General features: G+C 46.6%; 19 protein-coding genes. 10 read left to right on the forward strand and 9 right to left on the reverse strand.

Annotated elements, in window-relative coordinates; translation table 11 throughout:
* The first annotated feature begins 63 nt into the window (after positions 1–63).
* The 4 genes from pflB to QWZ05_RS22070 all read left to right on the forward strand — a co-directional run bounded on the left by pflB (position 64) and on the right by QWZ05_RS22070 (position 4,972).
* A complete protein-coding gene (gene pflB / locus QWZ05_RS22055) occupies positions 64–2,340 on the forward strand; it encodes a formate C-acetyltransferase (protein WP_290300723.1) in 2,277 nt (758 codons plus the stop codon).
* Between the two features lie 161 nt (positions 2,341–2,501).
* Entirely contained in the window at positions 2,502–3,500 is a 999-nt protein-coding gene (locus QWZ05_RS22060) for a lipid A deacylase LpxR family protein (protein WP_290300725.1), read from the forward strand.
* Between the two features lie 168 nt (positions 3,501–3,668).
* Positions 3,669–4,409: a pyruvate formate lyase 1-activating protein gene (pflA, locus tag QWZ05_RS22065; protein ID WP_264875166.1), complete on the forward strand. Its 741-nt coding sequence runs from the start codon at positions 3,669–3,671 to the stop codon at positions 4,407–4,409.
* A 62-nt stretch (positions 4,410–4,471) separates the two neighbouring features.
* Entirely contained in the window at positions 4,472–4,972 is a 501-nt protein-coding gene (locus QWZ05_RS22070) for a YfbU family protein (RefSeq protein ID WP_290300727.1), read from the forward strand.
* Between the two features lie 97 nt (positions 4,973–5,069).
* Here the strand turns inward: QWZ05_RS22070 and QWZ05_RS22075 are convergent, their stop codons facing one another.
* Complete coding sequence (locus QWZ05_RS22075) at positions 5,070–5,825, reverse strand: MipA/OmpV family protein (RefSeq protein ID WP_264875164.1); 756 nt, start codon at positions 5,823–5,825, stop codon at positions 5,070–5,072.
* A 506-nt stretch (positions 5,826–6,331) separates the two neighbouring features.
* On the opposite strand from QWZ05_RS22075, the gene QWZ05_RS22080 reads away from it, so the two are divergent.
* The 3 genes from QWZ05_RS22080 to QWZ05_RS22090 are packed head-to-tail and all read left to right on the forward strand — an operon-like array spanning position 6,332 to position 11,141.
* Positions 6,332–8,266 (forward strand): PrkA family serine protein kinase, encoded by a 1,935-nt coding sequence (locus QWZ05_RS22080; protein WP_264875163.1) that lies wholly within the window; start codon positions 6,332–6,334, stop codon positions 8,264–8,266.
* A 55-nt stretch (positions 8,267–8,321) separates the two neighbouring features.
* Positions 8,322–9,593 (forward strand): YeaH/YhbH family protein, encoded by a 1,272-nt coding sequence (locus QWZ05_RS22085; protein WP_264875162.1) that lies wholly within the window; start codon positions 8,322–8,324, stop codon positions 9,591–9,593.
* A gap of 9 nt (positions 9,594–9,602) precedes the next feature.
* Positions 9,603–11,141 carry a SpoVR family protein gene (locus tag QWZ05_RS22090; RefSeq protein ID WP_290300730.1) on the forward strand — a complete coding sequence of 513 codons (1,539 nt, stop codon included), beginning with the start codon at positions 9,603–9,605 and terminating at the stop codon, positions 11,139–11,141.
* 80 nt (positions 11,142–11,221) lie between these two features.
* Here QWZ05_RS22090 and kdsB read toward each other — a convergent pair whose 3' ends face one another.
* Genes kdsB through QWZ05_RS22115 form a run of 5 tightly spaced genes read right to left on the reverse strand, consistent with a single transcriptional unit; the run spans position 11,222 to position 17,039 of the window.
* Positions 11,222–11,971, reverse strand: a complete 750-nt coding sequence (gene kdsB, locus QWZ05_RS22095) for a 3-deoxy-manno-octulosonate cytidylyltransferase (protein ID WP_290300731.1) — start codon at positions 11,969–11,971, stop codon at positions 11,222–11,224.
* Positions 11,971–12,153: a Trm112 family protein gene (locus QWZ05_RS22100; protein WP_264875158.1), complete on the reverse strand. Its 183-nt coding sequence runs from the start codon at positions 12,151–12,153 to the stop codon at positions 11,971–11,973. The genes kdsB and QWZ05_RS22100 overlap by 1 nt, the downstream gene beginning before the upstream one ends.
* On the reverse strand, positions 12,134–13,141 hold the full coding sequence (gene lpxK, locus QWZ05_RS22105) for a tetraacyldisaccharide 4'-kinase (protein ID WP_290300732.1): 1,008 nt from the start codon (positions 13,139–13,141) through the stop codon (positions 12,134–12,136). The genes QWZ05_RS22100 and lpxK overlap by 20 nt, the downstream gene beginning before the upstream one ends.
* A complete protein-coding gene (msbA, locus tag QWZ05_RS22110) occupies positions 13,138–14,904 on the reverse strand; it encodes a lipid A ABC transporter ATP-binding protein/permease MsbA (RefSeq protein WP_290300733.1) in 1,767 nt (588 codons plus the stop codon). Before msbA ends, lpxK begins: the two co-directional genes overlap by 4 nt.
* A 35-nt stretch (positions 14,905–14,939) precedes the next feature.
* Positions 14,940–17,039, reverse strand: coding sequence for a DNA internalization-related competence protein ComEC/Rec2 (locus QWZ05_RS22115; protein ID WP_290300735.1), 2,100 nt, complete (start codon positions 17,037–17,039; stop codon positions 14,940–14,942).
* Positions 17,040–17,198: 159 nt separating this feature from the next.
* Here QWZ05_RS22115 and QWZ05_RS22120 point away from each other — a divergent pair, with 159 nt between their 5' ends.
* On the forward strand, positions 17,199–17,708 hold the full coding sequence (locus QWZ05_RS22120) for a DUF2062 domain-containing protein (protein WP_264875154.1): 510 nt from the start codon (positions 17,199–17,201) through the stop codon (positions 17,706–17,708).
* 191 nt (positions 17,709–17,899) lie between these two features.
* Here the strand turns inward: QWZ05_RS22120 and lolE are convergent, their stop codons facing one another.
* The 3 genes from lolE to lolC are packed head-to-tail and all read right to left on the reverse strand — an operon-like array spanning position 17,900 to position 21,015.
* Entirely contained in the window at positions 17,900–19,135 is a 1,236-nt protein-coding gene (gene lolE, locus QWZ05_RS22125) for a lipoprotein-releasing ABC transporter permease subunit LolE (protein WP_264875153.1), read from the reverse strand.
* Positions 19,136–19,139: 4 nt separating this feature from the next.
* Positions 19,140–19,817 carry a lipoprotein-releasing ABC transporter ATP-binding protein LolD gene (lolD, locus tag QWZ05_RS22130; protein WP_264875152.1) on the reverse strand — a complete coding sequence of 226 codons (678 nt, stop codon included), beginning with the start codon at positions 19,815–19,817 and terminating at the stop codon, positions 19,140–19,142.
* The gene (gene lolC / locus QWZ05_RS22135) at positions 19,810–21,015 is read right to left on the reverse strand and encodes a lipoprotein-releasing ABC transporter permease subunit LolC (RefSeq protein WP_290300737.1); all 1,206 of its coding nucleotides are present in this window, start codon (positions 21,013–21,015) and stop codon (positions 19,810–19,812) included. Before lolC ends, lolD begins: the two co-directional genes overlap by 8 nt.
* Before the next feature lie 288 nt (positions 21,016–21,303).
* On the opposite strand from lolC, the gene QWZ05_RS22140 reads away from it, so the two are divergent.
* Positions 21,304–21,876 carry a PilZ domain-containing protein gene (locus QWZ05_RS22140; RefSeq protein WP_290300738.1) on the forward strand — a complete coding sequence of 191 codons (573 nt, stop codon included), beginning with the start codon at positions 21,304–21,306 and terminating at the stop codon, positions 21,874–21,876.
* A gap of 3 nt (positions 21,877–21,879) precedes the next feature.
* Entirely contained in the window at positions 21,880–25,338 is a 3,459-nt protein-coding gene (mfd, locus tag QWZ05_RS22145; RefSeq protein ID WP_290300739.1) for a transcription-repair coupling factor, read from the forward strand.
* Positions 25,339–25,439 lie beyond the last annotated feature (101 nt).

Genomic DNA, 25,439 nt, shown 5'->3' on the forward strand with positions numbered 1-25,439 from the left:
TGTACTAAGGCGCCACACGGTGTCTAATGTACGTGTTTTTTCTACTAAAAAGGTAGGTATGTCATGGCTGAGCAATTTGCTAAAGCTTGGGAAGGTTTTGCTGAAGGTGATTGGCAAAACGAAGTAAACGTACGTGACTTCATTCAGAAGAACTACGCTCCTTATGAAGGCGACGAGTCTTTCCTAGTTTCTGAAGGTACTGAAGCGACTAACACGCTTTGGGCTAAAGTAATGGAAGGTATCAAACAGGAAAACAGCACTCACGCTCCTGTTGATTTCGATACTTCTGTTATCTCTACCATCACTTCACATGATGCGGGTTACATCAACAAAGACCTAGAAACTATCGTTGGTCTACAAACTGAAGCGCCTCTTAAGCGTGCAATCATGCCTAACGGTGGCGTGCGCATGATCGAAGGTTCTTGTAAAGCATACGGCCGTACGCTTGACCCACAAGTTTCTAAAATCTACTCAGAGTACCGCAAAACACACAACCAAGGTGTTTTCGATGTTTACTCTCCAGACATCCTAAAATGTCGTAAGTCTGGCGTTCTGACTGGTCTTCCAGATGCATACGGCCGTGGTCGTATCATTGGTGACTACCGCCGCGTAGCACTTTACGGTGTAGACTTCCTAATGAAGGACAAAGTTGCTCAGTTCCACTCAACTCAAGAGCAACTAGAAGCGGGCGACAACCTGCAAATGACTATGCAGCTGCGTGAAGAGCTTCAAGAGCAACACCGCGCACTAGGTCAACTAAAAGAGATGGCAGCTTCTTACGGCTTCGACATTTCTGGTCCTGCAACAACTGCAAAAGAAGCAATCCAGTGGACTTACTTCGGTTACCTAGCAGCGGTTAAGTCTCAAAACGGCGCAGCAATGTCTCTAGGTCGTACTTCGACTTTCCTTGACGTTTACGTTGAGCGTGACATCGCAGCTGGCATCATCACTGAAGAACAAGCTCAGGAAATGATCGACCACTTCGTAATGAAACTACGTATGGTTCGTTTCCTACGCACTCCTGAGTACGATGAGCTATTCTCTGGCGACCCAATCTGGGCAACAGAATCTATGGGTGGTATGGGTGTTGACGGTCGTACACTAGTTACACGTACAAACTTCCGTTTCCTAAACACGCTATACACTATGGGTCCTTCTCCAGAGCCAAACATCACTGTACTTTGGTCTGAGCAGCTACCTGAAGGCTTCAAGAAGTTCTGTGCGAAGGTATCTATCGATACTTCTTCTATCCAGTACGAAAACGATGACCTAATGCGTCCAGATTTCGACAACGATGACTACGCTATCGCTTGTTGTGTATCTCCAATGGTTATCGGTAAGCACATGCAGTTCTTCGGTGCGCGTGCAAACCTTGCTAAGACTCTACTTTACGTTATCAACGGCGGTGTAGATGAGAAGCTTAAGATCCAAGTTGGTCCTAAGACTGAAGCAATGACTGACGAAGTTCTAGACTTCGACAAAGTTTGGGCTGGTCTAGACAGCTTTATGGATTGGCTAGCAACACAATACGTGACTGCGCTAAACGCAATCCACTACTCTCACGACAAGTACAGCTACGAAGCAGCGCTTATGGCTCTACACGACCGTGACGTTCGTCGTACTATGGCTTGTGGTATTGCTGGTCTATCTGTTGCAGCTGACTCTCTATCTGCAATCAAATACGGCACAGTTAAGCCAATCCGTGACGAAGACGGTATCGCAATCGACTTCGACATCTCTGGCGACTACCCGAAATTTGGTAACAACGACGCTCGCGTTGATGACATGGCTTGTGAACTTGTTACTAGCTTCATGAACAAGATCCGTAAGCTTAAGACTTACCGTGATGCGGTACCTACACAGTCTATCCTTACTATCACTTCAAACGTGGTATACGGTAAGAAGACAGGTACTACACCAGACGGTCGTAAAGCAGGTGCTCCATTCGCTCCAGGTGCAAACCCAATGCACGGTCGCGATGAGAAAGGTGCTGTAGCTTCTCTTACTTCTGTAGGTAAACTACCGTTTGCTGACGCTAAAGATGGTATCTCATACACATTCTCTATCGTTCCAAACGCACTAGGTAAAGAAGAAGATTCACAACGTTCTAACCTTGCTGGTCTAATGGATGGTTACTTCCACCACGAAGCTGGCATTGAAGGTGGTCAACACCTAAACGTGAACGTTCTTAACCGCGAAACTCTAGAAGACGCAGTTAAGCACCCTGAGAACTACCCTCAGCTAACAATTCGTGTATCAGGCTACGCTGTACGCTTCAACTCTCTGACTCCAGAGCAGCAAGCTGACGTAATCGCACGTACATTCACTGAATCTTTATAATTAGAGACACTCATTGAATAGTGAAAGCCCCGCCTTGTGCGGGGCTTTTTGCATTCAGATTTACTGCACAAAACCTCACATAACCCTGACAATTACTCGGACAAAGCGGAATTTTTAGGTACTATAGCTGCAATTAACAAAAGGAAGTTGTAGTTATAATAATGAAGCCTTTAGCATTACTGGCATTGAGCCTTTCTTCTCTCGCTTGCAGCGTTGCTGCCTCTGACAGAAATACACTTGTATTTAGTATCGATAACGACGGAATGGTGCGTACCGATCACGACTATTCTAATGGTCTGTTTCTTTCCTACACGACTGGAGCCATTAATCCTCCGATGTTTTTACGCCCATTGAGCCTTTCGGCTTGGGGTGTCTCTTCCCTCGATAAATTTGAGTTCGTGCTTGGCCACAAAATGTGGACACCTGAAGATATCGAAGAAGAGAATGCTATTGCTGGCGATCGTCCTTATGCGGGCTTTTTCCATACAGAGTTTAACTACATTAGCTTGCACCCACAGCAAGCCCATCGCTTCAATTTAACTGTTGGTGTGACGGGTGATAACTCTTTTGCTTCCGAAGCGCAAAGTATTGTACACAGTATTGTCGGCTCTGATGATCCTATGGGTTGGGATAACCAAATCGACGAAGGCTGGGTGGGTAGCATTGGCTATCTTAGCCACTACAACCTGATGCGTGAGCGCTCTTTTGGCAACTCTCAAGTGGAGATTTCGAATGTCAGTGAAGTGAACGCTGGTAACTTCCGCAGTGATATATCGACCGGTTTTATGTTCCGTTGGGGTACTGACCTTGAGGGCAATATGGGTTCGGCCAACATTGACCATGAGAACCCGTTCCGCGCTGGTATGATAGGCGCGTCAAATTCTGGATGGTTTGGTTTTGCTGGTGCAAAAGGCCGTATCCGCTTTAACGATGTGACTATCGAAGGTCATCGTGAGCTCGTTAACCCAGACCCAAATTTGCCGCTTTCCGCTTACGAAATGGAAATCGAACCACTTCAGGCTTCGATGATTGTGGGTATGGTTTGGTATAACCAAAACTTTGGTGCCAGCCTCACTATTTCCGGGCACACACCAGAATACAAAGATGCACCACAACCGGTTTATGGTACGGGTGGCTTTACCTTGTTTGGATTCTTCTAACCTCTAATCACTCAGTTTGATAGAGGGGGAAGCCCCTCTATCTGTTCATCTCGATCACAGTTACTCACTCTGTCATGTTCTGTAACCAGCTCATCGGCAATCAAACCTATTTAATCCTCAACTTTTGTAATAAAATATCTCAACTATTTGAAGAACAGAGATTAACTCATGTCTACTACTGGTCGTATTCACTCGTTCGAGTCTTGTGGCACTGTCGATGGCCCTGGCATCCGCTTTATCGTTTTCCTACAAGGTTGTTTGATGCGTTGTAAATACTGTCATAACCGCGATACGTGGGATCCAAAAGACGGTAAAGAAGTCACTGTTGATGAAATAATGAAAGACGCGACGTCTTATCGCCACTTTATGAACGCTTCTGGCGGTGGTGTGACGTGTTCAGGGGGTGAAGCTATGATGCAGCCTGAATTTGTGCGTGATTTCTTTAAAGCGGCAAAGGCAGAGGGCATCCACACTTGCTTAGATACAAATGGCTACATCCGTAAGCACACTGATGTTGTTGATGAAGTTCTTGAGCAAACCGATCTTGTCATGCTTGACCTAAAGCATATGGATGACGAAGTACACGAAGATCTCATCGGTGTATCCAATCGCCGTACGTTAGACTTCGCACGTTACCTACAAAAAATCGGTCAGACGACTTGGATCCGCTACGTAGTTGTTCCTGGCTACACTGATGATCTCGATGCTGCTCGTAAGCTGGGTGAGTTCATCAAAGACATGGACAATGTTGAAAAAGTGGAGCTGCTGCCTTATCACAAACTAGGTGCGCACAAATGGGAAGCGCTGGGTCACGACTACCCGCTAGAAGGCGTGAATCCACCTTCTAAAGAGACAATGGATAGCATTGTTGAAGTGCTAAGCGAATACCACGACAACATCAAATACTAATAAGGGTTTACTGGCCTAAATTGCCACTAAACCAATAATTGAAAGTAAAGAGGCTCAAAATAATGGAAATGACAAACGCTCAACGTTTGATCCTGTCGAACCAATACAAATTGATGATGAAAATGGACCCTGAGAACTCAGGTAAGTACCAACGTCTTCAAACGATCGTGGAACGTGGCTACGAGCTACAAATGCGCGAGCTCAACAAAGATTTCGGTCGCCTAACAGAAGACGAGTGTCGTGAAATCATTGATATCATGGAAATGTACCATGCGATGCAAGAGTCAAACAAAATGCTAGAAGAAAGTGAGCGTGCTGACGTAGACCAGCGCCGCCTACTGTTCTTGGGCTTTGATGCAGCAACAGAAGCCCAGTGTGTGCACTATGTGCGCTTCTTGGTTGACTCTGAAGGTCTTTACCCTCAGTTCGACAAAGCCGATCACCATTTTAACTCACAGATGCCAATGCTCGACAAATATCGCCGCATGCTTGCCACATGGCGCCACTGCCCACGTCAGTATCACCTATCGGCAGCAGAGTTCAAGCAAATCTTTAACGCTTAGTCTCTACTGGCCTCAATAAGGTTATCTGATGCTAAAATGCCGTAAGACTCCAATCTTGCGGCATTTTTTGTTTTATCTCATCCGGTTTTCACTTCATCTAAAATGAATAGGTGATACCCAGCATCAAACTCGTTCCGTGTGTGGCATCGAGAATGGGACTCTCTTCTAAATCCCCTTCAAGGTTCGAGTATCGAATCGCCCCCATCACACGGATGCTTCGGGTTATGCCGTAGTAACCACTTGCCCCAATAAAGAAGTTACCATCATAACCTGGGTCAAACTCATTAAAACGCGTTCTCGCAGCTTCAGCCGCGCTCACTCCGTAGAGGTGCTGGTTGAGCTTTTCACTGTTATAGGCATAACCAATATTGGGAGTGAAGCCCCAACCTTGCCCACGGATAGGATAAGAATAAGAGGTTTGCGCGTAGAAGCCATCATGTCTGCCTGCAATATCAGCACCGGCACTCACTTCAAACATACCGTAGCGGCTTAGATACTGATAGCTCGCTCCACCTAATACGGCTGATTTTCGCTTATCTAGCTTCTTGATATCAGGGTCACTGGAGTCATCGGGGTCTAAAGTTCGAGGGTCATATTGCAAGCGCAGCACGAAGTTATGCGGTGTGCCACGCGGAAAGATACGATAACCCGCTGAGAATCCACGCAGAAATAGGTGCTCACCTTCGTAGCCGATAATTGGGATAACCGTACGATTAGAGTCGGTATCAATGTATACTTCCGGCGAATAAGATGCCCCGACCCCAACAGACCAAGGTGATGGTGCTGCGCTGGCACTTGCACTGAACGCAAGCGCTGTTAAGAGCAGAACTTTGTTTTTAGAGTTATACAACATTTTCTCTCCATGAATTTAGCCAACTCATTTCACGGTATCGACTTCCTGTTTCGACTATCGCACCGTATTTGTGTAGTCCACAAGGGCTTAGCCAAGCTCTCTTAACGCTATGTTCTCCTTTTTACCGGGGTAAATGCAATATTTTTTCAACAATTCATGCACATAAGTTCTAAAAAAGTAAACAAAACCCGTGAGAGCGACTAGAAAAACGGTATTTATTGAACTAGCCCTCTATTTGTTCATTAAATCCATAATTGTTAAGCAAAATTGCCAAACCATTACTAGGCTATAGATATACGTCTTGGACATTAAAAAGGTTCGATGGAGCAAGTGCGAAGCAAAACTCGTTACCAACTTTGTCGTAATTTTTAACAATAGAAGTCGGTCTTATTGATTAAAGGAACTGATATAGGCGAGGCCGACATCACGTATATAACATAAGAACGCGAGTGAATTGCCTAATGCAGTGAGATGGATTTGGGCAAAAGGAACAGAGGGGAATTGCCATGAGTATTTTCGACCATTATCAATCTAGATATGAAGCGGCGAAGGATGAAGAACTATCCATTCAAGAGTTCTTGTCCCTATGTAAAGATGATAAAAGTGCCTATGCAAACGCGGCGGAGAGACTGCTGCTTGCGATTGGTGAACCTGAGATCATTGATACCGCTCAAGACCCACGATTAAGCCGTATTTTTTCAAACCGAGTCATTTCTCGCTACAAAGAGTTTGAAGATTTCTTCGGTATGGAAGATGCGATTGAGCAAATTGTCTCGTATCTCAAACACGCTGCACAAGGGCTCGAAGAGCGTAAACAGATTCTCTACTTGCTCGGCCCTGTGGGTGGTGGTAAGTCTTCATTAGCAGAAAAACTCAAAGCACTGATGCAAAAAATGCCTATCTATGTGCTCTCGGCGAATGGTGAACGTAGTCCGGTCAACGACCATCCTTTCTGCCTATTTGATGTGACGGAAGACGGACAATTGCTGAAAGAAGAGTACGGCATTGAGAAACGCTATTTGCGCTCTATCATGTCACCTTGGGCCGCCAAACGTCTGCACGAATTTGGTGGTGATATCACCAAATTCAAGGTCGTAAAAGTACGTCCATCAATCTTAGACCAAGTCGCGATAGCGAAAACCGAACCTGGTGATGAGAACAACCAAGACATTTCATCACTGGTAGGTAAAGTCGACATCCGCCAGCTTGAGCATTTCTCTCAAGATGACCCTGATGCTTACAGTTATTCTGGTGCGCTATGTAAAGCAAACCAAGGCTTGATGGAGTTCGTTGAGATGTTTAAAGCGCCCATCAAGGTGCTACACCCACTTTTAACCGCGACTCAAGAAGGTAACTTTAACGGTACTGAAGGACTTTCTGCGTTGCCATTTGACGGCATGATCCTCGCTCACTCTAACGAATCTGAGTGGCAAACGTTCCGCAACAACAAGAACAACGAGGCGTTCCTCGATCGTGTCTACATAGTGAAAGTCCCTTACTGTTTGCGTGTTTCTGAAGAAGTTAAAATTTACCAGAAGCTGCTAGACCATTCAGAGCTTTCAAAAGCCCCTTGCTCGCCAAGCACCCTCGATTTACTGGCACAGTTTAGTATTTTGTCTCGCCTTAAAGAGCCAGAAAACTCGTCACTGTTCTCGAAAATGCGCGTTTATGATGGTGAAACCCTAAAAGACACCGACCCGAAAGCCAAGAGCTATCAAGAATATCGTGACTACGCTGGTGTAGATGAAGGTATGAACGGCCTTTCTACCCGTTTTGCCTTTAAGATCCTGTCTCGCGTATTCAACTTTGATCAAACGGAAGTTGCTGCTAACCCTGTCCACCTTTTCTATGTGATTGAGCAGCAAATTGAGCGTGAGCAGTTCCCACAAGAGACCGCCGAGAAATACCTTGAGTTCTTGAAAGGGTATCTGGTTCCTCGCTACGTTGAGTTCATTGGCAAAGAGATTCAAACCGCTTACTTAGAATCTTACTCTGAGTACGGTCAAAATATCTTCGACCGCTACGTGACCTATGCTGACTTCTGGATTCAAGACCAAGAGTATCGTGACCCTGAGACGGGTCAGTTGTTCGACCGCTCTTCACTAAATAATGAGTTAGAGAAGATTGAGAAAACGGCAGGGATAAGCAATCCGAAAGACTTCCGTAACGAGATCGTGAACTTTGTTCTTCGCGCTCGCGCAAGTAACAACGGTAAAAACCCGCTTTGGACAAGCTACGAGAAGCTGCGCACTGTCATCGAGAAGAAAATGTTCTCGAACACAGAAGAGCTGCTTCCAGTCATCTCGTTCAATGCGAAGACCTCTTCTGAAGATCAGAAGAAACATGACGACTTTGTCGCTCGTATGATGGAAAAAGGTTATACAGAGAAACAAGTACGTCTACTTTCTGAGTGGTACTTGCGTGTTCGTAAGTCATCATAATCGTGGTTAGTTTCCCCCTCACCCGACGGTGAGGGGATCGATTGAGGGGATGATTATGGCGCAATTTATAGATAGACGATTGAACGGCAAGAACAAAAGTGCCGTTAATCGTCAACGATTTCTCAAACGGCATAAAGCGCAGATCAAAGAGTCTGTCACTGATGCTGTCAGTCGTCGCTCTATCACCGATACAGAAACCGGTGAAGATATAGCGATTCCATCAAAAGACATTCGTGAGCCCTCTTTCCATCAAGGACAAGGTGGCCTAAAAGAGCGAGTGCATCCAGGTAATGACCAATTTACTAAAGGGGACCAAATAGAGCGCCCCAAAGGTGGTCAAGGTGGAGGCGGCGCCGGTGAGGGTGACGCAAGCAAAGACGGTGAAGGCCAAGACGAGTTCGTCTTCCAGATATCAAAAGATGAATACCTTGATATATTGTTTGAAGATCTTGAACTGCCGAACCTAGAAAAAAACCAAGTAAATAAAATCACGGAATGGAAGACTCACCGTGCGGGTTACCAAACCGCAGGTATGCCTTCTAACATCGCGATTGTACGTTCATTGCAACAATCACTTGCACGCAGAACAGCAATGACTGCAGGTAAAAAACGTTTAATCAATGAGCTCGAAGATGAATTGGAAGCTATTCAGAATCGCGAACCTGCGCAGTTAATCGAAGAGAAGCGCCTGAAAGAGGAGATCAAAGAGCTTAGAAACAAAATCGATAGAGTCCCGTTTATCGATACGTTTGATTTACGCTTTAAAAACTATGAGCGCCGACCGATTCCGTCCAGCCAAGCGGTCATGTTCTGCCTAATGGACGTCTCTGGCTCTATGGACCAAGCGACTAAAGACATTGCTAAACGCTTCTACGTGCTCCTATACCTGTTCTTAAACCGCCGCTATGAAAATGTGGAGGTGGTTTTTATTCGCCACCACACGCAAGCGAAAGAAGTGGATGAGCATGAGTTTTTCTACTCACAAGAAACTGGTGGCACCATCGTTTCCAGTGCTCTGAAACTGATGAAAGAAATCGTCGATGACAGATACCCTTCTTCTGAATGGAATATCTATGCTGCGCAAGCCTCAGATGGTGATAACTGGGCAGATGATTCACCGCGTTGTAAAGAGCTGCTAGTCAATAAGTTATTGCCGACTTGCCAGTACTACTCTTACATCGAAATTACTCGACGCTCTCACCAAACCCTGTGGCACGAGTATGAAAAAGTACAAAATGATTTTGCCAACTTCGCTATGAAGAATATCCGCTCAACCGATGATATTTTCCCTGTGTTCAGGGAGCTATTCGCCAAGGAAGACGTCTAGGAGGACAGCATGATAGAAGATAAAGTCGCCCAATCGACACGCATGCTACCCGATGGTCCAGACTGGACTTTCGATCTGCTCGAACGCTATCACCAAGAGATCAAGCGTGTCGCGCAACACTATCGACTCGATACGTACCCGAATCAAATTGAGGTCATTACCTCGGAACAGATGATGGATGCCTATTCAAGTATCGGTATGCCAATCAACTATAACCATTGGTCGTTTGGTAAAAAGTTCATACAAACCGAGCAAGGCTATAAACACGGCCAAATGGGCCTAGCCTACGAGATCGTGATCAACTCCGATCCATGTATCGCTTATTTGATGGAAGAGAATACGGTCACGATGCAGGCGCTCGTAATGGCTCACGCCTGCTATGGCCACAACTCATTCTTTAAGGGAAACTATCTGTTCCAAACCTGGACAGACGCCAGTTCAATTATTGACTACCTGCTGTTTGCAAAAAAATATATTGCTGACTGTGAAGAAAAGTATGGTGTGTCAGAGGTTGAACTGCTCATCGACTCGTGTCATGCGCTGATGAACTACGGCGTCGATCGCTATAAACGCCCTGAAAAAATCTCTATTGCTGAAGAGAAAATGCGCCAAGAGGAACGCGAAGCTTACCTTCAATCACTTGTTAATGACCTGTGGCGAACCGTACCTAAGAACAAAGAGAAGGAAGAAGAGGTAGAGAAAATACGCTTCCCTTCAGAGCCGCAAGAAAACATTCTGTACTTTATCGAGAAAAATGCGCCGCTATTGGAGCCTTGGCAGCGTGAAATCGTGCGTATCGTGCGTAAAGTCAGTCAATACTTCTACCCTCAAAAACAGACCCAAGTAATGAACGAGGGCTGGGCAACATTCTGGCACTACACTATCTTGAATCACCTCTATGATGAAGGCGTCGTGAGCGATCGTTTCATTTTGGAATTTCTCCATAGCCATACTGGGGTGGTCGCACAACCGGCCTACAATAGCCCTTATTACAGCGGTATTAACCCGTACGCGCTTGGCTTTGCCATGTTTAAAGATATCAAGCGTATCTGTGAAGAGCCAACTGACGAAGATAGAGAGTGGTTCCCTGATCTCGTTGACACAGATTGGTTAGATGCGGTGCACTTTGCCATGCACAACTTCAAAGATGAAAGCTTCATAAGCCAGTACTTGTCCCCTCACCTTATTCGTGAGTTCAAGCTGTTTTCAATTTTGGATGATGATCGACGTAACTTTATTGAAGTCAGTGCCATTCATGACGAAATGGGTTATCGCGAAATACGTGAAAAGCTCGCTGCACAATACAACCTGAGTAACCTTGAGCCAAACATTCAGATCTACAACGTGGATGTGAGAGGCGATCGCTCCTTAACATTGCAACATGTGCCTCATAACCGCGTTCCACTTGATAAAGGACACGATGAGGTCTTAAAGCATCTTTACCGATTGTGGGGTTTTGATGTGATATTGGAAGAAGTGAAAGACACGGGTAGAAGAGAAATTTTAGCTACCTGTCCGCAGCGGCATGACTATGGCGCAAAAATTTAGTTGTCTCTTATGGTCCTCCTTAAAATAACAAAGCCCCAATAACTACTGGGGCTTTGCTTTATTTACCTGTTTGTCAGACACTATTGGCTCAATATAGCGCGAACTTTCTCAAGGTCTTCTGGTGTATCGACCCCAGCTTCAGGAGCTTCTTTAGCAAGTTCTACATGAATACGCTCGCCATACCAAAGCACTCGCAATTGCTCTAGACACTCGATTTGTTCTAGCTGAGACGGCGCCCAACCGACATAGGTGTTAATAAAACCTGCACGATAGGCGTAGATGCCAATGTGACGCATCAAAGGCTGCTGTAACCCGCCCTCTTGTTTCGCAAAATGGTCTCTGTCCCAAGGGATAGTAGCTCGGCTAAAGTACAGTGCATACCCATTGGCGTCCGTCACAACTTTAACGGCGTTGGGATTAAACGCTTCTTCTTCGTCTTCAATCGCCACACCCAGTGTCGCCATCGGTGCTTGTGATTGGGCAAGATTATCGGCCACTTGGCGAATGATCACTGGTGGAATAAGTGGCTCGTCACCCTGCACGTTAACGATGATCTCATCATCAGCAATATTGAGCTGTTCAATTACTTCTGCTAGACGCTCTGTACCAGATTGGTGATCTGGAGAGGTCATACAAACTTGCCCGCCAAAACTCTTAACGACCTGCTCGATGCGCTGGTCATCCGTTGCCACAATCACCCGTGACGCCCCAGACTGCATTGCCTTTTCATACACCCACTGCACCATAGGCTTACCTGCAATATCCGCCAAAGGCTTGGCAGGCAGACGACTTGACTGATAACGAGCAGGAATAACAACGGTAAAAGCCATTACTCGTTGCCCTCTTCCATTGACATTGAACGAGCTTCAGTTTCAAGAAGCACAGGAATGCCCTCTTTAATTGCGTAAGCTAAACGATCGAACTTACAGATAAGCTCTTGTTGGTCTTTGTCATAAGTCAGCTTACCTTTGCATACAGGGCATGCCACAATCTCAAGCAAACGGTGATCCATACTGTTCTTTAACCTCTTTAATTCGTTCTAGAATGCGCTGGGCATCTTTTTCGGGTAGCTCCGCTGAGACAGGGAGATACCACCAATTCTGTTGGGCAAAGTCGCCGCATTTTACGGCGTCTTTTTCTGTCATGATGACATTGTCACCTTGCTGCGCAAGGTCATTGAGTTTTAGTTTGTCATACGCCTGATGGTCGGCAAAGCCTTGCGTTGCCACCACGTTTGCTCCTAGCGTTTCTAGTGTCCTGAAAAAGCGCGGAGGGTGGCCAATGCCCGCAAAGGCAACCAGATTTGTCAGGGTATCGACGGAGGCTTTTTGCCCGGTGACTAAGTTCACTGCAAGCGCTGGCTCTAACGACATCGCAATTTCGTTATGCTGCGGTTCGCCGCCGTTGTTAATAATGAAGTCAACGCTGTCTAAACGCTGCAACGACTCTCGCAGTGGCCCCATCGGCATCAAAGACTGATTACCAAAGCGGCGCTTTCCGTCCACGACTACAAACTCTATATCGCGTTGTAGAGCATAGTGCTGTAAGCCATCATCAGTTATGACGATATCAATGCCCTGTGGCAGGAGCGCCTTTACTGCCTGACTTCTTACTGGATCAACGGCAACAGGCACGCCAGTACGCTTAGCAATCAGTTTTGGCTCGTCACCACACATCTCTGCCGGCGTCTCTATGTTGACTAACAGCGGATACTGCCCCGCTTTGCCGCCATAGCCGCGCGACACGACACCCGGCTTAAAGCCCAGTGCTTGCAGCTGTTCCACGAGCCAAATTACGACAGGCGTTTTACCATTACCGCCCACCGTGATATTACCCACCACCACGACGGGTACAGGTGCGCGGTAACTCTCTTTTTCGCCGCTCTCGAAGGCTTTTCTGCGTGTTTCGCTGATAGATTTGAACAACATGCTTAAAGGCCAGAGTAGTGGCTTTAAGAATGTTGCTAACGTACTTGGTTGATACCAAATGCGCTCTATCACTGCTGCTCACCAAATTGGATTTTGTGTAGCTGCGCATACGCACCTTGCTGATCGATCAGTTCAGCGTGTGAACCGCGCTCAACCACTTCACCTTCATCAATAACCAAGATCTCGTCGGCTTTCTCGATAGTTGATAGACGGTGAGCAATCACCAATACCGTTTTGTCTTTTTGTAGCTCATCTAGCGCCATTTGAATCGCACGTTCGGATTCTGTATCTAGCGCTGACGTTGCCTCATCAAGAATCAACACAGGTGCATCACGCAACAAGGCGCGCGCAATGGCGATACGTTGGCGCTGACCGCCAGAAAGGCTCGCACCGTTCTCGCCAATCATGCTATCAAGACCCTCATCAAGGCCTTCGATAAAGTCCATTGCATAGGCTAGGCGTGCCGCTTCTTCAATCTGCTCACGAGTGTAAGACTCATCGGCAGCGTAAGCGATGTTGTTAGCGATGGTATCGTTAAACAAATGTACGTTTTGAGAAACCAATGCAAAATGCTCACGCAGGTTTTTCAGCTCGTAGTCACGGATGTCATAACCGTCGAGCTTAATTGAACCCGAATCGACATCGTAGAAACGGTTGAACAGGTTAGCAATAGTACTCTTACCTGAACCAGAACGCCCCACTAGGGCAACGGTTTTGCCTTTTGGTAAATCGAAAGAAACACTCTTCAAGGCAGGTGTTTCTTTGCCACTGTATGTGAACGTTACATCTTCTACAGAGACATCGCCTTTCACGCGTTCAGCAGTATGCTTACCGGTATTTTTTTCGGTCTCTAGATCCATCAAACCAAATAGAGTCTGACAGGCTGCCATACCACGTTGGAATTGCCCTGCGACGTTCGTTAAGCCCTTAAGTGGACGCATCATGCCAAACATGGCTGAGAATACTACGGTGAATGTACCCGGTGTCAGTTCGTTACGAATGCTGTCAAAGCTCGCCAGGAATAAGACTGTAACAATGGCAATCGAAGCAATCATCTGAATAATTGGGTTAGCGAGCCCCTGAACCACCACAAGCTTCATGGTTTGTTGACGCATACGGTTGCTCACGCCATCAAAGCGCTCCGATTCAACATCTTGACCACCATAGCTGATCACCACTTTATGACCTTTAAGCATCTGTTCAGCCGAAGATGTCACATGGCCCATCGCGGTCTGCATATTTTTAGAGATCTTTCTAAAACGACGAGAAATAACCCCGATTCCCCACGCAACAATTGGCGCCACTAAAAATAGCACCAATGAAAGCTTCCAGCTGTTCCAGAACATCAGCACCATCAGGCCGATCAAACTGGCGCCTTCACGTACGATATTGACTAAAGCGCCACTGGTTGCATTGGCAACCTGTTCAGAATCGTAGGTAATTCGTGATAGCAATCCACCTGTCGATTCTTTATCAAAGAAGCTCACTGGCATATGCATAAATTGACGGAAGATGCCGCGACGCATCTGCATAACCACATTGCCAGAGACCCAACTCAAGCAATAGGTTGATACAAAACCACTTAGGCCACGAATGAATATCATGCCAAAGATAATAAGGGGTAAGGTTCGCAAGAACTGCGAATCAGCATCACCAAAGCCTTCATCAAGTAGAGGCTTTAGCAAAGAAATCATATAAGTATCAGCAATCGCATTGATGACTAATGCAATCACTGCAACAACCAGGCCTTTTTTGTATTTTCGAATATAGGTCCACAACCGTTTAAAGGTGTTCCACGTCTTCTCATCTTGATCGACTGAGTTTTCTACAGACATATATAGTTTTCTTATTTTTACGATAGTTAAGGGCGCTATTCTACTCGGTTACGCAGCATCTGCCTATACCAAGAGTTTTTTGAGCCAGTACGACTAGGGGTAACTTGCCAATAATTGTCATAAACATCAATAGTCAGCATGCCATCACGGCCAGTGTCGTACCAAGTGGCACCATGTTGAGTATAGCGCTTAACCACATCTTTATTCGGCAATTGCCATCGTCCTTGATAAGCATTAGAGGAAATCGCGACTTGAGGATTAACCTTATCAATCAATCCTTTAGTAGAAGAGGTTGAACTACCATGGTGTGGGACAAGGATAATGTCACTTTGTAGACTCTGCTCACCACGGCTTAGTAAGTATTCACTCACTGCATCGATGTCTCCGGTCAACAATATACTCAGCCCATTAATTGCGTCTTCAATCCGAATCACACAAGAGTGAGGATTATAAGCACGGTTGGGCTGGCGCTTGGGCCAAAGTACTTTGACCTCAAGTGTCTCCAATTTATAGACCTTACCTGCAATGCAAGCGTCAGTGCTCGAAACACCCAAGCTTCCAATCACCTTTTTAATATCAATAGACTGCCTGAGATCACTTAACCCTCCCGCATGGTCGTTGTCATCATGACTGATAAATACACCGTCAAGCGACTGCACGCCTCGCCAACGCAACCAAGGTATAAGCAAGTTTTGGGCAACACTCCCTGATGGCCAACTTGCGGCAACATCGTAAAGATACACTGTATGTTGATCTCTTATTGCAACAGCAAGTCCATGCCCCACATCAAACACCACCAGTTGCCAGCGTTTCGGTTGCGAAAAATAATTCATCATCAAGAGCAATAAGGCACTACACCAGCACACGCTATTCAACGATAGGTAGTGCCGGCTCAATAGAGCAAAGCATAGAGCGATACTCAGCCAAAGACTCCACTGTGTTGTGTCTAGCCACCAACCTAAATCCTGTACAAGTAGTTGATTAATTGGCCATAGCGCCCAGGTCACCCACAGCCAAGGCTCGAACCATTCAACACTCCATAGCACTTGAAGGAAGTCAACAGCCAGAGCCAAAAGTACGCTTGGCATAACCAAAAACGTAAAGATCGGTACCGCTATCAGGTTAAGGAGCCAAGCACTCATGCTGATGCCATTGAATAGGTAAATTGCGATGGGCGCGAGAAAAATCGTTAGATAAGCTTGCATCAACAAAGCCTGCTGCCACCAAATTCGTTCGCTGTGTTGTGATAAGGCATAATAGATGGTTGCGACTGCAGCAAACGACATCCAAAAGCTAGCGCTCAACGTGTAAAAAGGGTTGATGGCTAGCATGATGGATAAGATGAGTAACCACTTACTTTTTCTAGCGTTATGTAAATTAGCCGCCGCCAATGCGGTGATCAGTAAACAGGTAAGCAACGCACGGACTGTGGGGGCAGAAAAGCCGGATAACCATGCGTAACTTAACGCGAGCCCTAAGCCACACGCATGAGGTAGCCAACGCGACATAACGCCGCTCTTAAACAGCAGTCGAACTAAAATCACACTCCAGCCGAACACCAATTGAATGTGCAAACCAGAAATCGCAATAAGGTGTATAAGACCCATCTGCTGCATTTGCAACCACTGCTGCGGAGCAATATCTTTTCGTTCACCAAACGTCAGCGCTAACACGATGCCCTGCGTGTCAATATCATTAAACGAGGACTTCACTCGTTGGTACAAACGCTGCTTGATTGAGAAGTCTGATTCCACTCGCCAGGAGTTTCGCTCATCGAGCGTCGCCTGCCCTCGAGTTCCATTCGACATAGCGACCGCTTCTTTGTCATAGCCTTTAGGATTAAGCCAACCGATAATGCGTTTTAGTCGCACTTTGGCATAAACCATATCATCGATATTCAAGGCTACTGGGCTGATTAATCTCACTTTTATCGGTAGTAAAATGGGTAACTCTTGGCCATTTATCGAGCGAATCAAGACCGTTCCCTCATATCCATGACGGATTTGATGAAAAAAGCTGTTTACTTGTGCTTTTATGGTAATATTCAGCCCGTTTTCAAATAATCTCTGAGTTTGTTGTTGAGCAAGGTTGCCATGCACGATGCCCAGCAAAATTGCTATCAATACAACTGACAAACTTCTCATCCGTCTATAATTCAGGGAAAGCAGGGTTAGCGCCAGGATTGCACTTATCCAGCCAAGGCTTGGTAACACGGGCCAAAATGGAATCGACATTAGTGTGATAGAGAATGCGAGCAACGACCAAGAGTGATTTAAGAGAGTCATATTTGCCCTATGCCTAGAAAGTTCATTAAGCGCTTTATGCCAAATCATGACGTTATCAAACGTCAGAAAGCATTAAAGATCTTTGGAAATGTGCTTTATAACCCCAACCTGTGGTGCCTCAACCGCCGCTCCGCTTCGGGCGCTTTTGCGGTTGGCCTCTTCATGGCTTTTGTTCCTCTGCCAAGTCAAATGATCATGGCGGCGGGTGCAGCCATTTTGTGTAGCGTTAACCTGCCACTTTCGGTCGCGTTGGTTTGGATAAGCAACCCTGTCACCATGCCGCTGCTGTTCTACTTCGCTTATAAAGTAGGAACCCTGTTGATGAATACGCCCCCGCAGCCGTTCCATTTTGAGCTTTCTTGGGAATATTTAGCCACACAGATGCACACCCTAGGCCCTCCATTTCTTATCGGTAGCTTAGTCTGTGCTATTACAGCGTCGCTTCTGGGTTACTTTGGGATACGCGGGCTTTGGCGATACTCCGTCGTGAGAAGCTGGCAAAAACGTCGCGGGCGCTAGTCAAAAGAGCGAATCAGTCAACAAACGCAGCGATTGGTATAGATTAAACAAGATCAAAAAAAGAGAGCCTTACAGTGTAAGGCTCTCTTTTTTGATCAACTGATGTGACTTTATTTACCGCAGCTACGAGTCATCTTCAACTTTTACATGTCGAAAATGTAAACACAGAATGAGTTCTAGCTATCTCACCTTTATTTGGCACTCAATACGGTAGCTGGATTTAACTGGCTGGCTCGTTTGGCTGGGTACCAGGTGGCGAATAAACTCAAGATAATTGCGGTACTCGATACCAAAATGACATCTGACATCACGACTTCTGATGGTAGAAAATCGACAAAATAAATATCACCAGACAGGAACTGATAGCCGATTATTGCCTCTAGCGCCTTAATGATAGTCGTTAAGTTCATCGCCACAAGTAGACCAAAGACACTACCAACTAAGCTGCCAAACACGCCTGAAAACACGCCCTGCCAAACAAAGATACGCTTAATCAAACCATCTGTCGCTCCCATCGTTCGCATAATGGCGATTTCAGATGCTCGGTCTTTCACTGCCATCATGAGGGTTGAGACAATATTGAAACAAGCCACACCAATCACAAGCACCATCACTAAATACATGATAGTGCGAACTAATTGTATATCGCGGTAGAGAAAGCCGTATTTCTTTTGCCAACTGCTGAGATATACGTAGACATTCAAGGTACTCCCCACCTCACGCACAATTTGCGTCGCGTTCAACACCTGATTCACTTTAAGTGACACACCGCTGACACCCTCATCCATATCAGCATATTGCTGTGCATCTTGCAGCGGAATGATCGCGAGATTATGGTCAATTTGACCATGCAGCTCGAGCAAACCAATCACTTTAACACGCACGCGTTTGGGCGCTCTCACTTTGGTCGTATCCGAGGATGGCAGCATAAGTGATAGCGAATCTCCCACATCTAGACCGAGTTGACGAGCTACACCGCTACCTAAAATAATTTGCTGATTGCCCGGCACAAACTGCTGCCACGCTTGCGGGTCAACAAAACTGGCTAACGTCGAGACCCGAGACTCTCGCTCTAAATCCATTCCACGAACTTCAATCGCTTTGATTTCTTGGCCTTTCTCCGCTAAAGCGGTCAGCGTCACATAGGGCGCAGCGGCTTCAACATCTGGGTGCATCTCAGCGCGCTCGGCCACTTGCTGCCAATTTTCTAATGGGCCACGCACGCCCTCTAGTTCCGCGTGAGGCACAACAGACAGCACTCGGTTTTGCAGCTCACGCTCAAATCCATTCATTGCAGAGAGACCAATAATAATCACCGCCACCCCTACGGCAATGCCAATCATTGATGACATGGAAATAAACGACACCATCTTGTTGCGCTTTTTGGCGCGGCTAAATCGGTAGCCAACCAATAACGATAGAGACATCGAGTTACTCCTGCACCAACAAACCATCTTGCATACGCAGTTGGCGATCCATCTTATTAGCCAACTCATTGTCGTGGGTCACGACTAAAAAGGCAGTGCCAGACTCACGGTTAAGGGTGCGCATCAAATCATAAATCGCAAGCGCCGTATTGTGGTCTAAATTACCCGTTGGCTCATCTGCAAGCACTAATGCTGGGTTGTTTACAAGCGCACGCGCAATCGCGACACGCTGACGCTCACCGCCAGAAAGCTCTGACGGGCGATGTTCTAAGCGATGACTCAAACCCACCTTTTCTAGCCATTGTGTTGCTTCTGCTTTTGCTCCGTTTGGCTTCATGCCGCCAATCATTAGCGGCATCGCCACATTCTCTAGAGCAGAAAAGTCCGCTAATAGGTGATGAAACTGATACACAAAGCCAAGGCTCTGATTGCGAATCTTCGCCTGCTGATTCGACGACATATCTAGCAAAGACTGTGACTGAAAGAAGACTTCCCCTTCATTGGCGTCATCCAATGCGCCCAAGATATGCAGCAAAGTACTCTTGCCTGAACCTGACGTGCCAATAATAGCCGCCAACTCCCCTTGAGCAATATCAAAACTCACACCGCGTAACACCGGAGTTTCAACCTCCCCCTCTTGATACGTCTTACTGATATTGTGACAGCTTAATAAACTACTCATAACGAAGGGCCTCTGCCGGTTTTTCTGATGACGCACGATAGGAAGGGTAAAGCGTTGCCAATAGACTTAACGCTATCGCAAGCAAAATAACACTAATGATTTGTACAGGCTGAATCAGTATCGGGAGCGAGCCTCCAAGGGTAAATAACTCGATACCCATCAACTGCATCAATGGATTGAGGTTTTGTGCCAAAAGGACACCCAAGCCACCACCGACAATTGCCCCCACAATGCCGGAGCTGGCACCTTGAACCATAAAAATGGCCATGATTTTGGAAGAGGTCATGCCCTGAGTTTTTAAAATCGCCACTTCCGACTGTTTTTCCATCACTACCATGATGAGTGCAGAGATGATATTAAATGCCGCGACACCGACAATCAGCCCTAGCATTAAGCCCATCATGTTCTTTTCCATTTTAACGGCTTGGAATAACTCTCCACGCTGCTCGCGCCAGTCGCTCCATACCCAACCTTGTGGTAAAGGCTGTTCACTTAATTCTGATACCACAAACGGGTCATCGAAATACAAACGCCATCCGGTCACCGTCTCTTTGGGTAATCGCATCAAGCGAGTGGCATCTTGCAGGTTTGTCACCACCAACTGCTTATCAATATCAGAACCGGTGTTAAATAAACCTGCTACCGTGAAGTTGCGCTGGCTTGGAATGCGTCCTAGAGGCGTGAACTGGCTCGCACTAGTCACCATTAGACGAACTTTATCACCCATAGACACATTCAGTTCTCTTGCTAAAGAATGGCCTAAAAATACATGATAATCTCCGGCATTGAGCTGTGATAGATGGCCGGTAATTAAATGCTCGGCAATCGGGTTATCCGCTTGCTGTTCTATACCTACCATCATCGCCACACCCAAACCTGATGCGCTTTGCACCACCGCTTCACTTCGAGCGATAGGCTGAATAGGATGCGCAGAGAAGCGCTGGAGAAAATCTGGAACTCCGCCTTGGGTTGCAGTCTTGCCCCCCTCTTGGCTCACAACAGCTTGTGGCAAGACGCCAAGCATGCGCCCTTTGAGTTGACTTTCAAAACCATTCATCACAGAGAGAACAGTCACTAAAGACATCACTCCAATGGTGATACCCGCTGTCGACATAAAAGAGACAAATCGACCGAAACGATCACCACTTCTACCTCGCAAATAGCGCAGGCCAATAAATAATGAGACAGGATGAAACATAGACGTCCATGACGGTAATTGAGAGCTCTACTCTAAACGTAATTGCCTAGAGGGTGTAGTCCTGAAACGTTAAAAATTCCCAAATATTGACAACTTACCTAACAAAAACAGAACGGATACGCATTTGTATCTTCAAAATGCGCAATACTATCTTCAAACAAGCACAGGTGATCGTCGTTATGGTCACAGCGTAACCAAATACTCATCAGCTATGCTTGATCAAGATTGAAACCACCTAAGTGCCCCGTTAACATGACGGCACTAGGACTATTACAAAGGACATGGTTTATGTCAGAGCAAGAGTTTTTCACCGTTCACCATGCGATGAAAGCCAACATTGAGCCACTGGCGATGGATTATCTCTATCCCAGCTTAGAAGAGCTAGAAGCGGAAACCCCTGCCCCATTTATTGTGGCCAGCGAATTTTCTCGTTTGGACCCGCTACAAGATAGCGCTCGAGCAGAGCTCAAACACTCTGATTTACGCCATGTTATTGAATTACTTGATACACAAAACGCAAAACTCAACTTATTGCTAAGTTATATGTTGTCGCAACAAGATGAGCCTAAGTTTGCAACTGTCACTGAATCTTTTGGTGCGAGTCGCTTTAGCTACCGCTCACCTCAACACATCGAGCTGGATACCCCTGTTCGTGCGAAACTTTTTTTAGAACATCCTGCAGCGGCTATCTACTGCTATGGTCAAGTAACAGAGTGCGATAAGCAGCCAGAGGGGCATTATCTTGTACACGTCAAATTTGTCCGCCTAAAAGACACCGACCAAGACATGCTGATTAAAGCGGCACTCTTCCAACAACAAAAATTATTACGCCAACGCTCACTCGGCCGAGGCGAAGCATAAACTATGACACGTGAAACACTACTTTCTCTAGAACTGCCAACGGGCGCTGGAGACAACAAATACTATGGCAACCTGCTCGGCTCCGGGTTGGCTCTCACGGTTGCTGAGCTTGCCTGCACAAAAGGCAAACATAACTTGGTGGTCGCGCCTGATCCGCAAACAGCCCTCAAGCTCCAGCAAGAGATTGAACAGTTTTATTCAGGCTCTGTGAACATTTTCCCTGACTGGGAAACCTTGCCTTACGATAATTTTTCACCGCACGAGGAGATCATCTCTGATCGCATCTCGTGTCTGTATCAGCTGCCTACACAGAATACTGGCATCACGATTGTGCCCGTGAGCACCCTGCTGCAACGTCAATCACCAAGAGACTTTCTGCTGCAGCACACCTTGATGGTCAAGCAAGGTGATAATTTCTCACTCGAGAAGCTGCGCATGCAGTTGGAGAAGTCTGGCTATCGTCATAGCGACCAAGTGTTCAGCCCAGGTGAATACGCCAGCCGGGGTTCAATCATTGACCTATTTCCTATGGGTAGCCAAGCGCCTTACCGTATCGACTTCTTCGATGATGAGATTGATACAATTCGCACCTTTGATCCTGAAAACCAGCGTTCTATCGACGATGTTGCCGAGATTCGCTTACTCCCTGCACATGAATTCCCTACCAGCAAAGAAGCCATTGAAGACTTTCGAATTCGCTGGCGCCAACAGTTCGAAGCTCGTCGAGAGCCTGAATCCATCTACATGCAAGTCTCTAAAGGAACTTGGCCAGCAGGCATAGAGTATTGGCAGCCGCTGTTTTTTGATCAAACCGAAACGCTGTTTGACTATCTTCCTGATGATACTCAACTGATTACCATCGGTGATATTGAGGCCTCTATCGACCAGTTCTTGGCTGACGTTGACCACCGTTACGATCAGCGCAGCATCGACCCATTACGCCCTCTGCTCAAACCAGAGGTTTTATGGCTGAAAAAAGACGAACTGTTTGCCAACCTGAAAAATCACGCCGTCGCGCGACTTTGTCTTGACTCTATTGAGGAAAAGCAAGGACGCACCAATGCAGCCTTTACCGCGCTGCCTGATTTAGCAGCAAAACCGCAAAACAAAGAGCCTCTGGCCGACTTACGTCAGTTTATCGAACAATTTAGCGGGCAAGTTATATTCTCTGTCGAGTCTGAAGGTCGACGTGAGGCACTGCTAGAGCTATTGCAACCTATCAAGCTTAAACCCACGCCTTGTGATACTTTCCAGCAAGCCGTTGAGAGCAGCAAAAAAACAAGCTTGGTATTGGGGGCCAGTGAAAAAGGCTTTATCTACGGTGACCATCAGATAGCTTTCATTTGTGAAAGCGATTTATTGGGCGATCGCGTTATTCAACGCCGTAAAAAAGACCGTCGTAATACCAATAGCGATGCAGTCATTCGTAACCTTGCCGAGCTAAAACCTGGGCAGCCAGTTGTTCATATCGACCACGGTATCGGTCGCTATCTCGGCTTACAAACCCTCGAAGCGGGTGGGATGACCACAGAATACGTGACGCTGGAATACCAAAACGAAGCGAAACTCTACGTACCTGTCGCTTCTCTTAACCTCATCAGCCGTTATTCTGGTGGTGCTGAAGAATCTGCACCTTTGCATAAACTCGGTGGTGATGTGTGGATAAAAGCGCGTCGTAAAGCCGCTGAAAAAGTGCGTGACGTCGCTGCTGAATTACTCGACGTGTATGCTAAACGTGAGCTTAAACCCGGATACAAATTTGCACTCGACCGCGGCCAATATGCCACGTTTAAATCAAACTTCCCATTTGAAGAGACCGATGACCAGGCAATGGCAATTAACGCCGTTCTCTCAGACATGTGCCAAGCCAAGGCCATGGATCGCTTAGTGTGTGGTGACGTGGGCTTTGGTAAAACCGAAGTCGCGATGCGCGCGGCTTTTGTCTCAACAGATAATGGCAAACAAGTGGCTGTGCTCGTGCCAACAACATTGCTTGCCCAACAGCACTTTGAGAATTTCCGTGACCGCTTTGCTAACTTGCCTATCCGCGTCGAAGTATTGTCTCGATTCAAGTCAGCAAAAGAGCAGAAACAGATCCTTGCTGATGTTGCCGATGGCAAGGTAGACATTGTGGTGGGCACGCACAAGCTGATCACCAGTGACATTCAGTTCAAAGATTTAGGCTTACTGGTCGTAGACGAAGAGCACCGATTTGGCGTACGCCAAAAAGAAAAAGTGAAAGCGATGCGCGCGGATGTCGATATTTTGACTCTGACAGCAACGCCAATTCCGCGCACCTTGAATATGGCCATGAGTGGTATGCGTGATCTTTCAATTATTGCTACCCCACCAGCGCGACGCCTCTCAATCAAAACCTTTGTTCGAGAAAAAGACGATGCGGTCGTGAGAGAGGCGGTACTGCGTGAAATCATGCGTGGTGGTCAGGTCTACTTCCTACATAACAATGTCGAAACCATCGATAAAGTGGCTGCTGACCTTGCGGCATTGATTCCCGAAGCGCGTGTTGTGACTGCCCACGGTCAAATGCGTGAACGTGAACTCGAGAAAGTGATGAACGATTTCTATCATCAGCGCTTTAATCTTCTCGTTTGTACCACCATCATAGAGACAGGTATCGATGTGCCAACCGCGAACACCATTATCATGGATCGTGCCGATCGTTTAGGCTTAGCCCAACTACACCAATTGCGTGGTCGTGTGGGTCGCTCGCATCATCAGGCCTATGCTTACCTGCTCACCCCTCATCCAAAAGCTCTGAGCAAAGACGCAGTAAAACGCCTAGATGCTATCGCATCGCTTGAAGATCTTGGCGCGGGCTTCACCCTAGCCACACACGACCTTGAGATCCGTGGTGCTGGTGAACTGCTGGGCGATGAGCAAAGTGGCCAAATTCAATCGGTTGGTTTTACGCTTTATATGGAGATGCTTGAGCAAGCTGTTGAAGCGCTAAAAGAAGGGAAAGAGCCTTCTCTCGATGAGCTTCTGCGTGAGCAAACCGAAGTCGAGATGCGCCTACCCGCTCTGCTTCCTGATGACTACATCCCTGATGTCAACACGCGCCTTTCCATGTACAAACAGATAGCGAGTGTCGAGTCTGATAGTGAACTTGCCGAGCTCAAAGTCGAGCTGATTGATCGCTTTGGCGTGTTGCCTGATGCCACTAAGAACCTACTCAAGGTCTCTGAGCTGAAATTAGATGCCGCTAAACTCAAGGTTAAGAAAATCGAGGCTCACGAAAAAGGTGGCTACATCGAATTCTATCCAGACGCTGACATTAATCCGGCATTCTTGGTTAAACTGTTGCAGTCTCAGCCTAAGCAGTTCGGGATGGAAGGGCCAACCAAGTTCAAATTTGTCCTTCCTCTTGTAGACCGGAGAGAGCGACTGAAGTTTGTGAAAAACATGCTTGATGAGTTCGCGCAAAACCGTTTACCGGCCTAAGTGCCTAAACTAGGCCTAGATTCATCGCCTGATAAACTCTCTACCCAAGAACCTGACATTAACCAAAGACTTGGGTATAGTTATTAGTAATACTGGTGGGA

Source organism: Vibrio agarivorans (assembly GCF_030409635.1).
Lineage (GTDB): Bacteria > Pseudomonadota > Gammaproteobacteria > Enterobacterales > Vibrionaceae > Vibrio > Vibrio agarivorans.

Excerpts from the sequence above, each read along its gene's own strand:
- pflB (WP_290300723.1), top strand. The coding sequence starts at position 64 with ATGGCTGAGCAATTTGCTAAAGCTTGGGAAGGTTTTGCTGAAGGTGAT.
- QWZ05_RS22060 (WP_290300725.1), top strand. The coding sequence starts at position 2,502 with ATGAAGCCTTTAGCATTACTGGCATTGAGCCTTTCTTCTCTCGCTTGC.
- pflA (WP_264875166.1), top strand. The coding sequence starts at position 3,669 with ATGTCTACTACTGGTCGTATTCACTCGTTCGAGTCTTGTGGCACTGTC.
- QWZ05_RS22070 (WP_290300727.1), top strand. The coding sequence starts at position 4,472 with ATGGAAATGACAAACGCTCAACGTTTGATCCTGTCGAACCAATACAAA.
- QWZ05_RS22075 (WP_264875164.1), bottom strand. The coding sequence starts at position 5,825 with ATGTTGTATAACTCTAAAAACAAAGTTCTGCTCTTAACAGCGCTTGCG.
- QWZ05_RS22080 (WP_264875163.1), top strand. The coding sequence starts at position 6,332 with ATGAGTATTTTCGACCATTATCAATCTAGATATGAAGCGGCGAAGGAT.
- QWZ05_RS22085 (WP_264875162.1), top strand. The coding sequence starts at position 8,322 with ATGGCGCAATTTATAGATAGACGATTGAACGGCAAGAACAAAAGTGCC.
- QWZ05_RS22090 (WP_290300730.1), top strand. The coding sequence starts at position 9,603 with ATGATAGAAGATAAAGTCGCCCAATCGACACGCATGCTACCCGATGGT.
- kdsB (WP_290300731.1), bottom strand. The coding sequence starts at position 11,971 with ATGGCTTTTACCGTTGTTATTCCTGCTCGTTATCAGTCAAGTCGTCTG.
- QWZ05_RS22100 (WP_264875158.1), bottom strand. The coding sequence starts at position 12,153 with ATGGATCACCGTTTGCTTGAGATTGTGGCATGCCCTGTATGCAAAGGT.
- msbA (WP_290300733.1), bottom strand. The coding sequence starts at position 14,904 with ATGTCTGTAGAAAACTCAGTCGATCAAGATGAGAAGACGTGGAACACC.
- QWZ05_RS22120 (WP_264875154.1), top strand. The coding sequence starts at position 17,199 with ATGCCTAGAAAGTTCATTAAGCGCTTTATGCCAAATCATGACGTTATC.
- lolE (WP_264875153.1), bottom strand. The coding sequence starts at position 19,135 with ATGTCTCTATCGTTATTGGTTGGCTACCGATTTAGCCGCGCCAAAAAG.
- lolD (WP_264875152.1), bottom strand. The coding sequence starts at position 19,817 with ATGAGTAGTTTATTAAGCTGTCACAATATCAGTAAGACGTATCAAGAG.
- lolC (WP_290300737.1), bottom strand. The coding sequence starts at position 21,015 with ATGTTTCATCCTGTCTCATTATTTATTGGCCTGCGCTATTTGCGAGGT.
- QWZ05_RS22140 (WP_290300738.1), top strand. The coding sequence starts at position 21,304 with ATGTCAGAGCAAGAGTTTTTCACCGTTCACCATGCGATGAAAGCCAAC.
- mfd (WP_290300739.1), top strand. The coding sequence starts at position 21,880 with ATGACACGTGAAACACTACTTTCTCTAGAACTGCCAACGGGCGCTGGA.